Annotated in this window: 15 protein-coding genes; 7 read left to right on the forward strand and 8 right to left on the reverse strand. The window is 72.5% G+C overall.

The features are described from left to right. Positions 1-275: 275 nt before the first annotated feature. The 4 genes from ABZ459_RS08300 to ABZ459_RS08315 all read left to right on the forward strand — a co-directional run bounded on the left by ABZ459_RS08300 (position 276) and on the right by ABZ459_RS08315 (position 4,751). Positions 276-1,559 carry a helix-turn-helix domain-containing protein gene (locus ABZ459_RS08300; RefSeq protein WP_357967491.1) on the forward strand — a complete coding sequence of 428 codons (1,284 nt, stop codon included), beginning with the start codon at positions 276-278 and terminating at the stop codon, positions 1,557-1,559. Between the two features lie 44 nt (positions 1,560-1,603). After that, positions 1,604-2,182, forward strand: a complete 579-nt coding sequence (locus ABZ459_RS08305; RefSeq protein WP_357967494.1) for a copper resistance CopC family protein — start codon at positions 1,604-1,606, stop codon at positions 2,180-2,182. Continuing rightward, positions 2,179-4,155, forward strand: coding sequence for a cytochrome c oxidase assembly protein (locus tag ABZ459_RS08310; RefSeq protein WP_357967497.1), 1,977 nt, complete (start codon positions 2,179-2,181; stop codon positions 4,153-4,155). The genes ABZ459_RS08305 and ABZ459_RS08310 overlap by 4 nt, the downstream gene beginning before the upstream one ends. 206 nt (positions 4,156-4,361) lie before the next feature. Then, entirely contained in the window at positions 4,362-4,751 is a 390-nt protein-coding gene (locus ABZ459_RS08315; protein WP_357967499.1) for an ATP-binding protein, read from the forward strand. A gap of 13 nt (positions 4,752-4,764) precedes the next feature. On the opposite strand, the gene map is transcribed toward ABZ459_RS08315, so the two are convergent. Next, positions 4,765-5,613 (reverse strand): type I methionyl aminopeptidase, encoded by an 849-nt coding sequence (gene map, locus ABZ459_RS08320; RefSeq protein WP_357967502.1) that lies wholly within the window; start codon positions 5,611-5,613, stop codon positions 4,765-4,767. 32 nt (positions 5,614-5,645) lie between these two features. Between map and ABZ459_RS08325 the strand changes: the two genes are divergently transcribed. Then, entirely contained in the window at positions 5,646-5,822 is a 177-nt protein-coding gene (locus ABZ459_RS08325; RefSeq protein ID WP_357700991.1) for a hypothetical protein, read from the forward strand. Between the two features lie 7 nt (positions 5,823-5,829). Here ABZ459_RS08325 and ABZ459_RS08330 read toward each other — a convergent pair whose 3' ends face one another. Both ABZ459_RS08330 and ABZ459_RS08335 read right to left on the reverse strand, forming a co-directional pair. Beyond that, a complete protein-coding gene (locus tag ABZ459_RS08330; RefSeq protein ID WP_357967504.1) occupies positions 5,830-6,477 on the reverse strand; it encodes a cyclase family protein in 648 nt (215 codons plus the stop codon). Further along, positions 6,474-6,725, reverse strand: a complete 252-nt coding sequence (locus ABZ459_RS08335) for a hypothetical protein (RefSeq protein WP_357967506.1) — start codon at positions 6,723-6,725, stop codon at positions 6,474-6,476. Before ABZ459_RS08335 ends, ABZ459_RS08330 begins: the two co-directional genes overlap by 4 nt. Before the next feature lie 73 nt (positions 6,726-6,798). Between ABZ459_RS08335 and ABZ459_RS08340 the strand changes: the two genes are divergently transcribed. After that, complete coding sequence (locus tag ABZ459_RS08340; RefSeq protein ID WP_357967508.1) at positions 6,799-7,740, forward strand: LysR family transcriptional regulator; 942 nt, start codon at positions 6,799-6,801, stop codon at positions 7,738-7,740. Positions 7,741-7,796: 56 nt separating this feature from the next. Here the strand turns inward: ABZ459_RS08340 and ABZ459_RS08345 are convergent, their stop codons facing one another. Beyond that, positions 7,797-8,375, reverse strand: a complete 579-nt coding sequence (locus ABZ459_RS08345) for a hypothetical protein (protein ID WP_357967510.1) — start codon at positions 8,373-8,375, stop codon at positions 7,797-7,799. Positions 8,376-8,478: 103 nt separating this feature from the next. On the opposite strand from ABZ459_RS08345, the gene npdG reads away from it, so the two are divergent. Continuing rightward, positions 8,479-9,132: an NADPH-dependent F420 reductase gene (gene npdG, locus ABZ459_RS08350; protein WP_357967513.1), complete on the forward strand. Its 654-nt coding sequence runs from the start codon at positions 8,479-8,481 to the stop codon at positions 9,130-9,132. On the opposite strand, the gene ABZ459_RS08355 is transcribed toward npdG, so the two are convergent. From ABZ459_RS08355 to ABZ459_RS08370, 4 genes are read right to left on the reverse strand one after another with little or no spacing between them, the layout of a single operon-like run. Further along, positions 9,129-9,734, reverse strand: a complete 606-nt coding sequence (locus ABZ459_RS08355; protein ID WP_357967516.1) for a response regulator transcription factor — start codon at positions 9,732-9,734, stop codon at positions 9,129-9,131. The two genes, npdG and ABZ459_RS08355, sit on opposite strands and share 4 nt — an antisense overlap. Beyond that, entirely contained in the window at positions 9,731-10,834 is a 1,104-nt protein-coding gene (locus tag ABZ459_RS08360) for a histidine kinase (RefSeq protein ID WP_357968480.1), read from the reverse strand. The genes ABZ459_RS08355 and ABZ459_RS08360 overlap by 4 nt, the downstream gene beginning before the upstream one ends. A gap of 22 nt (positions 10,835-10,856) precedes the next feature. Next, a complete protein-coding gene (locus ABZ459_RS08365) occupies positions 10,857-11,576 on the reverse strand; it encodes an ABC transporter permease (RefSeq protein ID WP_357967519.1) in 720 nt (239 codons plus the stop codon). Beyond that, complete coding sequence (locus tag ABZ459_RS08370) at positions 11,573-12,454, reverse strand: ABC transporter ATP-binding protein (RefSeq protein WP_357967522.1); 882 nt, start codon at positions 12,452-12,454, stop codon at positions 11,573-11,575. The genes ABZ459_RS08365 and ABZ459_RS08370 overlap by 4 nt, the downstream gene beginning before the upstream one ends. Positions 12,455-12,489 lie beyond the last annotated feature (35 nt).

Raw genomic sequence — 12,489 nt, forward strand, 5'->3', positions numbered from 1 at the left:
GGCTTGTGCCTGAAAGGCTTGGGTGCGGTGCAAGTCTCAGAGGCGCGTCATGCACCCCCTCTTGATGAAGTCAGCCGGCTAGCAGCAGTGCGCTTGGTCCTGGCCTGAGTAGATTGCAGACGTTTCGGCACTTGCGGCCGTAACATGGCCTCCAACAGCCACCGCCGCGATGAGCACGGTGGCTAGCGCAGACAGGGCAATACGCATACGCATGGGGGGTTCTCCCTCGCCTATGTGGGGTTGCTCGGACTTCATCATCTCAGGGAGCAACGACTGTGACCACATCTGACCTGGTCGGACTCCGCATCAAGACCGTTCGGCGACAGCGCGGCCTGTCACAGGCACAGCTGGCGCACCCAGAGTTGTCGGACAGCTACGTCTCCTTGATCGAGAGTGGCAAGCGTACCCCTACCCCTGCGGTCTTGGAGCTGCTGGCGCAGAAACTTGACTGTTCGCTGTCCTACCTGATCAACGGCGTGACCGCCGAGCAGATGGAGGACATCGAGCTGGCGCTCGGCTACGCGCGCCTGGCGCTCGAGAACGGTGAAGTCGCCGAGGCCCGCACGCGCTACACCGAGCTGCTGGCGAACAACAACCTGACAGGGTTGACGGCGCTTCGTCAAGACACCGAGTTCGGGCTCGCGCTCGCCACACAGGCCAGCGGCGACCTCGACGGCGCCATCGCCATCCTGCTGCGGCTCCGCGAGGAGGAGCTGTCGACCGAGCGCCGGATCGAGATCGCCATCAACCTGTGCCGCAGCTACCGCGAGAGCGAGCGGCTCACCGAGGCGGTCGAGGTCGCAGAACGGATTCTCAACGCCTCCGTGCGGCCCGTCTGGAACGATCTGCTGGTGGAGCTGGGCGGCAGCCTGCTGGCGGCGTACATGGAGCGCGGCGACCTGCTGCGGGCCCGCCAGTTCGCCGCCGAGCTGCTGAACGCCGCCGACGCCCTCGGCACGCCGCGCTCGATCGTGGCCGCCAACTGGATGGCCTCCAACACCGCGGCGGCCACCGGCCACACCGAGGAGGCGCTGTCCTTCTCCGAGCGGGCCATGGCCGTGCAGCTCGAGCACGGGCAGCCGCGCAGCATCGCGATCATGCGCCTCGCGCTCACGCAGAAGCGGCTCAAGGCCCGCCCGCACGAGGCGGCCGCCGCGCGTGACGTGCTGCGCCAGGCCGTCGTCGAGCACGAGCAGACCTCGACCAGCCCCATCGAGCGCGCCCGCGTCCGGATCGAGCTCGGCGTCGCCGAGGCCATGACCGGCAACCTCGACGAGGCCGTCGAGCAGGCCAAGGCGGGCAAGGACCTGCTGCCGTACGCGGGGTCGGCGCTCGGCGCCGAGGCCGACCTGCTGCTCAGCAGGGTCTACGGCGGGGTCGGCCGGACGGAGGAGGCCCGTGCTCACGTGGTCCCCGTGCGCGACTGGCTGACGCCGCTGCCCGACTCGCGGCGCTCGGCGTCCACCTGGTACGCCACCGCCGAGACGATGGAGCAGCTGGGCGACTCCGAGGGCGCCGTGGACGCCTACCAGCGGGCTCTCGCCTGCGCGGGGCTGTAGCGAGGTCAGGACCGGGCGGTGGCGTCGGTAGCCTTGGTGATGCCATGAAGAGTTCCCCGCTCGCGGCACTCACCGCGATTCTCGCCGCCCTGTTCGTGCTCGGCTCCGCCACGCCGGCGCTGGCCCACGACTCACTCAAGAGCAGCGACCCGGCCAAGGGCGCCGAGGTCGAGGCCCTCGACGAGGTCAGGCTGGAGTTCACCGCCAAGGTGCGCATGCCGTTCGTCATCGTCCGGGGCGCGGGCGAGGCCGTCTTCCAGGAGGGCAAGCCCGAGGTCGACGGCGCGGTGGTGCGGCAGGCGGTCAAGGGGCCGTTGCCGGGCGGGAAGTACACCCTCGCCTACCGGGTCGTCTCCTCCGACGGCCATCCGATCGAGGGCGAGATCCCCTTCACGGTCAAGGCCGCGCCGGCGCCCTCCCCGAGCGCGACGGCCACCGACGCGGCGACGGCCGCGCCCTCCACCGCCGCCCCCGCTCCCTCCACCGCTCCGGCCGCTCCCGCGGCCGAGCAGGTCGCGGCCGAGCAGGGGACCGGCTTCCCGACCTGGCTGGTCATCGTGATCGGCGCGCTGGTCGGCATCGGCATCGGGTTCCTGTTCAGCGCGCGGAAGAAGAAGCCATGAGCAGAACGGCGCGTCTCGCGCTCGCGGGTGCGGTGGCGGCGGTCGCCGCCCTGGTGATCGGCATGATCGCTGGTGGCAGGGCCTTCCCCAGGATCATCCCCGGGCTGCCCGACGCCGGGGCGGTGGTCAGGTGGGGCCTGCCGGTGTCCAAGCTGCTGATGGACGTCACCGGCGTGCTCACCGTCGGCCTGCTGCTCACGGCGGCCCTGCTGCTGCCCAACGACAAGGGCATGCTCGGCAAGCCGGGCCTGCTCTACGTGCGGGCCTCGTCCTGGACGGCGCTCGGGTGGGCCGGCTCGGCGTTCCTGGCCATCGTGTTCACCACGGCCGACTCCTGGGGCCGTACGGTCCCGCAGATCCTCAACAGGGAATACCTGACCAGCACCGCCACCCAGACCACCCAGGGCGTGGCGCTCACGCTGGTGGTGCTGTTCGGGGTGGCCATCGCGCTGTTCTCGCGCGGCGCGATCACCGCCGGAGCCGCGGCCGGCCTGCTGGTGTTCGCGCTGGTGACGATGTTGCCGCCGCCGCTGACCGGCCACACCTCCTCCTCGCCCAACCACGACCTGGCCACCTCGGCGGTCTCGCTGCACCTGCTCGCGCTCGCCCTGTGGGTGGGCGGCCTGGTCGTGCTGGCCGCGCACGCGATGCGCGGGCAGCCGCAGCTCACCGTGGCCGCCGCCCGGTTCTCCGCGATGGCGCTGTGGTGCTTCGTCGCGGTCGGCCTGTCCGGCGTGTTCAGCCTGGTCGCCCGGCTCGGCGCGCTGTCCGACCTGTGGACCACCCAGTACGGCCTGCTGGCCCTTGCCAAGATCGTCGCCTTCGTGCTGCTCGGCTACGTCGGCTACTGGCACCGGCAGCGCACGCTCGTCGACCTGGAGGCGGGCCGGCCCAGGGCGTTCACCCGGCTGGCCGGCGGCGAGACGCTGCTCATGCTGGCCACCGTCGGGCTGGCCGTCGCGCTGTCGCGCACGCCGCCCCCCGAGTTCAGCGTGCCCGCCGACCGGGCCTTCGAGCTGCTCGGCTTCCCCGTCCCGCCGGAGATCACGCTTGCGAACGTGTTCTCGCTGTGGTGGTTCGACCTGTTCTTCGCCGCGGTGGCCGCCGTGCTCGCCGGGCTCTACGGCGCCGGCGTCCACCGGCTGATGCGGCGCGGCGACTCCTGGCCGTGGGGACGCACCGCCGCCTGGTTCATCGGCATCGCGCTGCTGGTGTTCGCCACCCAGAGCGGCCTGGCCCGCTACGCCAAGGTCCTGTTCGACGTGCACATGATCGAGCACATGACGCTGTCCATGATCGTGCCGATCTTCCTGGTCCTCGGCGGCCCGGTCACGCTGGCGCTGCGGGCGCTCAAGCCGGCGGCCAGGCGGGGCGACAGGGGCCCCCGGGAGTGGATCACCACGATCCTGCACAGCCGGGTGGTCAAGGTCATGTCCCATCCGGTCGTGGCGACGGCCATCTTCATCGGCTCCACGTACGCCCTCTACTTCACGCCGCTGTTCGAGTCGGCCATGCAGGAGCATCTGGGGCACATCTGGATGACGCTCCACTTCCTGCTCAGCGGCTCGCTGTTCTTCTGGGTGATCATCGGCGTCGACCCGGGCCCGAGCCGGCTGCCGTACGTCGGCAGGCTGCTGATGCTCTTCGTCACCATGCCCTTCCACGCCTTCTTCGGCATCGCGCTGATGATGACCGGCTCGGTGATCGCCGCCGGCTGGTACGAGCCGCTCGGCCGTACGTGGGGCGACAACCTCCTGCAGACCCAGCAGGACGGCGGGGCCATCGCGTGGGGCTTCGGCGAGATCCCGACGCTGCTCGTGCTGCTGGCCATCGCGGCCCAGTGGTACCGCGACGACGAACGGCAGGCCCGCCGCGCCGACCGCAAGGCCGACCGAGGCGGCGCACGCGACACCGAACTCGACTCCTACAACGACTACCTCGCCCGTCTCAACCGTGCTGACAAGGGCGAGTAGCGGTTCGGCCATGGCACCCTATCCTCCGCTCACAGGTCTCAGGAGCGCCGGGTAGCCTGTCTCACAGGGGAGAAGGGCATAACCTCATCAGCTAGCGTGCGCAGACCTTGAGGGGGGATTGCGCGACGCGTGCGGGGCGTCGGAGTGGGGACCGGCGCGAGCCCGGGGTGCCGAGGAAGGCGAGACCATTGGCGGAAGAGACACGCATGCGCGGGGGGCAGAGCCTGGCCGAGGCGCTCGAAGGCCTCCTGGCGCAATGGTCCGAGCGGACGGGGATCGCCGTCGAGACCTGGGCGCTGCCCGGCACCGACGTGCCCTCGCGGGTGTCGGGCGGTGTCATGGAGACGATGCGCGAGGCGCTGTCCAACGTCGAGCGCCACAGCCGGGCCCGTACGGTCGCGGTGGCGGTGACCACGGGCCCGAGCGGCCTGCGCCTGACGGTCAGCGACGACGGTCACGGTTTCCCCGATGGTGAGACCGGCGGCGGGATCGCGCGGATGCGGGCCGCGTTCGCCGAGCTCGGCGGCAGCCTGTCGGTCAACAGCGTGCCAGGCGAGGGCACGACGGTGAGCGGGGCGATCCCCAGGCGGCGGTGACGGCCGGGGCCGGTCAGGGGAGGGTCAGGATCTCGCTGCCCGTCTCGGTGACCACGATGGTGTGCTCGAACTGGGCCGTGCGCTTGCGGTCCTTGGTCACCGCGGTCCACTTGTCGGGCCAGATGTCGTAGTCGATCGTGCCCAGCGTGAGCATCGGCTCGATGGTGAACGTCATGCCCGGCACCAGCTCCACCCGCAGCGACGGGTCGTCGTAGTGGGGGACCATGAGGCCGGAGTGGAAGCTCGTGCCGATGCCGTGGCCGGTGAAGTCGCGCACGACGCCGTAGCCGAAGCGCTTGGCGTACGCCTCGATGACGCGGCCGACCACGTTGAGCTGGCGGCCGGGGGCGACCGCCCTGATGCCCCGCATCATGGCCTCGCGGGTGCGCTCGACCAGCAGGCGCGACTCCTCGTCGACCTCGCCCACCAGGTAGGTGGCGTCGGTGTCGCCGTGGACGCCGCCGATGTAGGCGGTGATGTCGATGTTGACGATGTCGCCGTCGCGCAGCACGGTGTCGTCGGGGATGCCGTGGCAGATGACCTCGTTGATCGAGGTGCACAGCGACTTGGGATAGCCCTTGTAGCCCAGCGTGCTGGGGTAGGCGCCGTGGTCGATGAGGAACTCGTGGCCGATGCGGTCGAGCTCGTCGGTGGTGACGCCCGGGGCGATGTGCCGGCCGACCTCCTCAAGGGCCTGCGCGGCGATGCGGCCGGCCACGCGCATGCGCTCGATGATCTCGGGGGTCTTCACGTCGGACTCGCCGGTCGTGGGGCGCTTCTTGCCGACGTACTCCGGCCGCTCGATGTGGGCGGGGACCTTCCGGACGGGCGAGACTCGCCCGGGCTGGAGCAGTGTCGTCATGAAACACGAGTCTACGGGGCAGAATTGACCATGTGAGCGAAGGCCAGTGGTGGTTCTGTCTCAAGCACATGCGGGTCGAGCCCGAACAAGGCTGCCCCAACAAGGACCGGATGGGTCCCTACGCCTCGGAGCAGGAGGCGGCGGGCGCGTTGCAGCGCGCCGCCGACCGCAACAAGGCGTGGGACGAGGCCGAGCAGGAGGACGAGTAGCGCCCGCCTACGGCACCACGGCGTAGGCCCGTACGGGAAAGGTGCCCATGCCCGCGATCATCGGGGGCGCGGCATGGAACCTGAACCCCTCCCCGGGCAGCGCCGACAACCCCGTCAGGTGCTCGACGATCGGGATCCCCGCCCTCAGCAGGATCGTGTGGGCGGGGCGTTCGCCGTGCGGCGGGGTGTCGTCGATGTTGAGCGAGTCGATGCCGACCAGCGCCGCGCCCTGCTCGGCCAGCCACGCCGCCGACTCCGGCGCCAGGTACGGGTGGTCGCGGAAGTAGGCGTCGGTGCCGAAGTGGCGGTCGAAGCCCGTGTGGATCAGCACGGCCCGGCCGCGTACGTCGAGCGCGGTGTCGAGCACCACCTCGCGGCCGTCCGCCGAGGCCGGCACGACCAGGCCGGGCAGGTCGGCCAGCCTGCTCAGCGGCACCTGCGCCAGGTCCTGGCCGCCGGCGTAGCGGTGGTGCGGGGTGTCCAGGTAGGTGCCGGTGTTGGCGGCCAGCGTGATCACGCCGATCTCGAACTCGGTGCCCGGGGCGTAGACCTCGCGTGAGTCCGCCCTGCTCAGGTGGGTGCCCAGCGTCGGCCCCGGGACGCCCGGAAAGGTGGTCATGCCCTCGGTGATGCGGTGGCTGAGTTCGACGATCATTTGGCTGCTCCCACCCGGACGAGTCTGACGAGGGCCACCGTGCCGATGGCGGCCCACACGAGGTTCAGCCCGGTCGAGGGCCAGGCGGCGTTGTAGGCGCTGTTGACCATGAGTCCGAGCGCGCCGAACAGGTTGACGAGCTGGTACGCCGCGCCGTCGCCGGACAGCCGCGCGGACGAGACCAGGGCGTACCCGGCCAGCAGCAGGGCGGCTCCGGCCCAGCCGACGGCGTCGAGGAGGAGATCCATGGCCGATATTCTCTGGATTTTTGGCCTTAAAGCACAAATAAAGAAAGCTAAAGGTAGACGTAAGCTGACCTGCATGGATATTGATCCTCGACGCCTGCGTGTCCTGCACGAGGTCGCCCGCCGCGGCGGCGTGATGCGCGCGGCCGAGGCGCTGTTCCTCACCCCCTCCGCGGTCTCCCAGCAGCTCGCCCAGCTCGAACGAGAGGTCGGGCTGGCGCTCATCGACCGTTCGCAGCGCCGCGTCTCGCTCACCCCGGCGGGACGCGTGCTCGCCGGGTACGCCGAGCGGGTCGAGGAGGAGCTGAGCGAGGCCAGGAAGGAGCTGACCAGGTTCACCGAACGCCTGGCCGGGCCGGTGCGGATCGCCGCCTTCCCCACGGCCATCAAGCACATGCTGGTGCCCGCGATGCGCGCACTGGCCGAGCGCCACCCCCGCATCACCCCGGTCATCCACGAGGTCTACGGCCAGCCCGCCCTCCAGGAGCTGCGCCTGGGCGCCGTCGACCTGCTCATCACCGAGCAGGACATGAGCCTGCCGGTCCCGGCGCAGCCGTCGCTGACCGTCCGGCCGCTGCACGTGGACGAGTTCCGGGTCGTGCTGCCGCCGGACTGGCCCGAGCCGGCGTCGACGGCCGACCTGATGCGCCTGCCCTGGGTGGCCGCCGAGCCGGACCAGGCGTGCGGGCAGGCGCTCGACCGGCTCGCCGGGATCCACGGCGTCGAGCCGCGCAGGACGCACGTCGTCACCGACTTCTCGCCGGTGCTCGCGCTGGTGGCCGCCGGGCACGGGGTGGCGATCGTGCCCGCGCTGGCCCTGCTCGACGTGCCGGAGGGCGAGGTGCGGGTGAGCGAGGTGCGGGAGGTGGGGGCGCGCCGGCTGGACGCGGTCACCCGGGTGAGCAGGACGCGGTCGGGCGAGCCGGACCCGGTGCAGGCGGTGGTGATCGGCGCCATCGAGGAGGCCACCGAGAGCCTGCGGGCCGCACTCGGCCCCCGCCTCGCCGCCCAGCCCTGACCCGCGGCCGCACTCGGCTCCCGCCTCGCCGCCCAGCCCTGACCCGCGGCCGCGCCCTACTCCGACAGGCGGGGGCCGCTGACCTTCTCCAGCAGGCGGGCCAGGCGCTCGCGCAGCCCCGCCCGCCGCTCGACCTCGCCGGCCGCCGCGCTGACCAGGTGCTGGGCGCCGTCGAAGGTGATCAGCCCGGTGGCCGGCACGGCGATGGCGTCGTGGGCCAGCCCGCTCAGCTCGGAGTCGGCGCCCTCGATCGCCAGGATGGTCGCCCCGGTGCGGCGGGCGTCGTCGACGCGTTCCAGCAGCGGGACGGGCGCCGCCTGCTCCGACAGCACGAACAGGGTCTCGCCGCGGCCCGCCCTTTGCAGGCGGTCGAGCCCGACGCGCAGGTGGGCGGGGGCGTCGGCGGGCGGCGACCAGCGGATCAGGGTGGGGGCGAGCTGCGGCAGGCCGGAGAACTTCGCCTCGTCGCTGAGGTGGGCGGTGACGTGCCAGGGTTCGTCGTCGGGAGGGCCGACGAGCAGCAGGCCGCCGGGCGAGCGGGTGGTCCGCAGGGCCAGGCCCAGCTCGCGGGTGCGTTCGAGCCAGCCGGTCGTGGCCAGGAGCTCGCGCAGGAATGCCACCGAACCTGAGTCCATGCCTCCATGGTGCACGAGGAGCGTGGCGGAGGTGGCCCGTTCGGGGCCGGGTGCCCGCCCCCGGCCTGCGTCCCGGGCGGCCGGGGCTGGCATGATCGGAGCCATGACAGATGTGAACGGGCTTTCCATCGCGATCCTCGGCGGCACCGGCGACCAGGGGAAGGGGCTGGCGCGGCGGTTCGCGCTGGCCGGGCACACGGTGCTGATCGGCTCGCGCAGCGCCGAGCGGGCCCAGGAGGCGGCCGGGTCGATCGGCTCGGGCGCGCGGGGCGGGGCCAACGCCGACGTGGCGGCCGAGGCCGACGTCGTGATCGTGGCGGTGCCGTACGAGGGGCACAAGGCGCTGCTGGAGTCGTTGCGCGCCGAGCTGGCCGGGAAGATCGTGGTCGACTGCGTCAACCCGCTCGGCTTCGACAAGCAGGGCGCCTACGCGCTGCCGGTGGCGGAGGGCAGCGCCGCCCAGCAGGCCGCCGCGGTGCTCACCGAGAGCCGGGTCGTGGCGGCCTTCCACCACGTGTCGGCCGTGCTGCTGATGGACCCGGCCGTGGAGAAGGTCGACCTCGACGTGCTGGTGCTCGGCGACGACCGCGAGGCCACCGACACCGTGCAGGCGCTGGCCGAGCTGATCCCGGGGGTGCGCGGCGTCTACGGCGGCCGGCTGCGCAACGCCCACCAGGTCGAGGCGCTGACCGCCAACCTCATCTCGATCAACCGGCGCTACAAGGCCCACGCCGGGCTGCGCGTCACCGACGTCTAGAGCCAGCCCGCGTCCTCGGCGACGCGGACGGCGTCGATCTTGTTGCGGGCGCCCGTCTTGGTGATCGCGGCCGTGAGGTAGTTGCGCACCGTGCCCGGCGACAGGTGCAGGCGGGCGGCGATCTCCTCGGCGGTCGCGCCCCTGGCGGCCTGCCGGAGCACGGTCGTCTCGCGGGGGGTGAGCGGGCTCTCGCCGTACTCCATGGCCGAGGAGACCAGCTCGCTCTCCAGCACGCGCAGGCCGGCCGCGGTGCGCCTGATGGCCTCGGCCAGGCGGTCGCCCGGCGCGTCCTTGACCAGGAACGCCTCGATGCCCGCGGCCAGCGCCCGGCGCAGGTGGCCGGGCTGCCCCATGGCCGTGAGCACCAGGATCCGGCAGGACGGGAGCCGTTCGCGCAGCTCGGCGGCGGCGGTGATGCCGTCGGTCACCGGCAGGTCGATGTCCACGACCGCCACGTCGGGCCGGACGTCGAGGGCCACCGGCACGATCTCGTCGCCGCGGACGACCTCCGCCACCACCTCGATGTCCGGCTCCAGCCGGAGCAGGGCGGTGAGCGCGGCGCGGATCATGTGCATGTCCTCGGCCAGCAGCACCCGGATCACGCCGGGACCTCCATGGTCAGCAGGAAGCCGCCGCCGTCCGTGGGGGCGGCGGCGCACGTGCCGCCCGCCTGGGAGGCCCGTTCGGCGAGCCCCGTCAGGCCGCCGCCGTGCTCACCGCTGTGCTCGCCGCCGTGCTCACCGCCGGCCGCGCCGTCGTTGGCCACCTCCAGGCGGACCCGGCCGTCCCGCAGCGACGTGGTGATCGTGCAGGTGGTGGCCCTGCTGTGGCGCAGGACGTTGGTGACCGCCTCGCGCACCCCCCACGCCAGCGCCTCCTCGGCCCGCCTGGGCAGCGGCACGTCGGCCAGGTGCGCCTGGCAGCTCACCCCCGACGACTCCAGCAGCGCGGCCGCGCGGTCGGTCTCGCCGCTCAGCGACATCGCGCGGTAGCCGCGGGCCACGTGGCGGACGTCCTGGGCGGCCTCGCGGGCGACGCGTACCAGCTCGCCCACCTCGCCGCGGGCCGAGGCGGGGTCGCGGTCCATCAGGCGGGCGGCCAGGTCGCCCTTGAGCGCGATGGCGGTGAGGCTGCGGCCCAGGCCGTCGTGCAGGTCGCGGGAGATGCGCAGGCGTTCCCTGAGCACGGCCGCGTCGGCCAGCTCGGCCCTGGCCTCCTCCAGCTCGGCGGCGACGCGGACGAGCCGGACCAGGACGTAGATCATCGAGCCGGTGATGGGGATGGCGATCACGTAGAACAGGGTGACCACGGCGTACTGGGCGCCGATCCACATGGTGGCGCCCTCGTACAGCATCATGAGGACGACCAGCGGCACGGCCCAGCGCAGCGCCAGGAACACCAGCAGGGTCCCGGCCAGCAGCGGGGCGGCGATCGACGACCAGCCGCTCGGCAGCATGTAGTCGCCCGCGTAGGTGACGACGGCCTGCAGCGGCAGCGTGGCCGGGAACAGCGGCGGGCGCCCGCCGCGCAGGGCGGCCCGCATGTTGACGTAGTGGGTGGAGACGACGGCGACCGTCACGGCCGCCGCCAGCAGCCCGATCGCCGGGCCGCCCATGAAGTAGAGCAGCCCGATGAGCGAATAGACGACCGAGACGCCCGTGATGAGCACGCGCGCGAGCCTCTGCGCCGAGGACGAGACCATCACAGCAGCGATTATGTCCGACTCAGGACCGGCGCGGCTCCCAGCGGAACCACAACCCGATCGCCACCACGCCCACCACCGCCCAACCGGCCAGGACGAGCGCCGGCACGAGCGCCTCCCCGGTCTTCACCGCGTGCACCACGGCCGACGTGGGCAGCAGGTCCAGCACCGGACGCAGCCACGAAGGCAGCGGGATCGGCCCCATCGCGCCCGCCGACACCGCGGCGACCAGGAACACCGGCATGGCGAACGCCCCGGCCAGCTCGCTGCGCGGGATCACCGCCGTGTACGCGGCCCCCAGCAGCGCCATGACGGCCGAGCCCGCGGCCGTCATGGCGGCGAACAGCAGCGGGTCGTCCGGCAGCGGCACCCCGGCGGCGAACCGCACGGCCACCGCGCACAGCACGATCACCAGGAAGGTCTGCGTGGCCGTGCCGGCGACCTGGCCGGCCAGGATCTGCGCGTCGGTCAGCAGCCCGGCCCGCAGCCGCTTGAGCACGAGCTGGTCGCGCCGGTTGGTCAGGGCGACCGCGATGTTCATGAACGCGGTCAGCGCCAGCACGATCGCCAGCGAGCTCTGGAACGCCGCGGTGGCGAGGGGCACCCCGCCCGAGGTGACCTGGCGCGTCAGCGCGGGCATGCCCACGGTCAGCCCGACCGGGGTGATCACCGAGGCGGCCAGCATGGCCCTGTCGCGCCAGAACAGGCGGGTGCCGAGACGGTAGGTGGCGGTCAGGCTCATCGGGCGCTCCTGGGCAGGTCGAGGAAGAGGTCTTCGAGGGTGGCCGCGCGGACCTCCAGGCCGGTCAGCCGCAGCCCGCGGCCGGCCGCCCAGGTCAGCAGCGTCTGCGCGGCCAGGTCGGGGTCCTCGGCCCGGCAGACGGCGGTGCCGCCGTCCACGGTGACCGGCAGCGGCAGGTCGTCCGCGGCGACCCCGGCGGGCAGCCGGAACGTCACCCGTCCGCCCCACGCGGCCAGCGTCTCGGCCATCCCGCCCGCCGCGACGATCTCGCCCCTGTCCATGATCACCATGGACGAGGCCAGGCGCTGGGCCTCCTCCAGGTAGTGGGTGGTGAGCAGGATCGTGGTGCCGCGCGCGGCCAGGCCGGCGACGACCTCCCACGTGTTCGCGCGGGCCTCGGGGTCCATGCCGGTCGTGGGCTCGTCCAGGAACAGCACGTCGGGGCGGCCGAGCAGGGCGAGCGCCAGGTCGAGCCGGCGCTTCTCGCCGCCGGACAGCTGGCGCACCCTGGTCCCGGCCTTGTCCGTCAGGCCGGCCAGGTCGAGCGCCTCCCCGGCCGGACGCGGCGCGGGGGTGAAGTCGCGCCAGACCGCGACCGTCTGGGCGACCGTCAGGTCGGGGAAGAACCCGGCCTCCTGGAGCATGATGCCGACGCGCTGCCGTACGGCCGCGCGGTCGGACCAGGGGTCGAGTCCGGCGACCCGTACGGTGCCGCCGTCCGGCCGCTGGAAGCCGGCCAGCACCTCGACCGTGGTGGTCTTGCCCGCGCCGTTGCGGCCGAGGAGGGCGAAGATCTCGCCCTCGCCCACCCGGAACGTCACGCCTCTCACCGCCGCGAATGTCCCGTGGTTCTTCCTGAGCTCGTTCACCTCGATCATGTGTCCGACTATGGCCGGACGGGTCAGGGGGCCGA

The sequence above is a fragment of the Nonomuraea sp. NPDC005692 genome (genome assembly GCF_040631115.1).
In the GTDB taxonomy this organism is placed as follows: domain Bacteria; phylum Actinomycetota; class Actinomycetes; order Streptosporangiales; family Streptosporangiaceae; genus Nonomuraea.

Coding starts and splice junctions, on each gene's coding strand:
- ABZ459_RS08305 (WP_357967494.1), top strand. CDS start 1,604: ATGAAGAGTTCCCCGCTCGCGGCACTCACCGCGATTCTCGCCGCCCTG.
- ABZ459_RS08310 (WP_357967497.1), top strand. CDS start 2,179: ATGAGCAGAACGGCGCGTCTCGCGCTCGCGGGTGCGGTGGCGGCGGTC.
- ABZ459_RS08315 (WP_357967499.1), top strand. CDS start 4,362: ATGCGCGGGGGGCAGAGCCTGGCCGAGGCGCTCGAAGGCCTCCTGGCG.
- map (WP_357967502.1), bottom strand. CDS start 5,613: ATGACGACACTGCTCCAGCCCGGGCGAGTCTCGCCCGTCCGGAAGGTC.
- ABZ459_RS08330 (WP_357967504.1), bottom strand. CDS start 6,477: ATGATCGTCGAACTCAGCCACCGCATCACCGAGGGCATGACCACCTTT.
- ABZ459_RS08335 (WP_357967506.1), bottom strand. CDS start 6,725: ATGGATCTCCTCCTCGACGCCGTCGGCTGGGCCGGAGCCGCCCTGCTG.
- ABZ459_RS08340 (WP_357967508.1), top strand. CDS start 6,799: ATGGATATTGATCCTCGACGCCTGCGTGTCCTGCACGAGGTCGCCCGC.
- ABZ459_RS08345 (WP_357967510.1), bottom strand. CDS start 8,375: ATGGACTCAGGTTCGGTGGCATTCCTGCGCGAGCTCCTGGCCACGACC.
- npdG (WP_357967513.1), top strand. CDS start 8,479: ATGACAGATGTGAACGGGCTTTCCATCGCGATCCTCGGCGGCACCGGC.
- ABZ459_RS08360 (WP_357968480.1), bottom strand. CDS start 10,834: ATGGTCTCGTCCTCGGCGCAGAGGCTCGCGCGCGTGCTCATCACGGGC.
- ABZ459_RS08365 (WP_357967519.1), bottom strand. CDS start 11,576: ATGAGCCTGACCGCCACCTACCGTCTCGGCACCCGCCTGTTCTGGCGC.
- ABZ459_RS08370 (WP_357967522.1), bottom strand. CDS start 12,454: ATGATCGAGGTGAACGAGCTCAGGAAGAACCACGGGACATTCGCGGCG.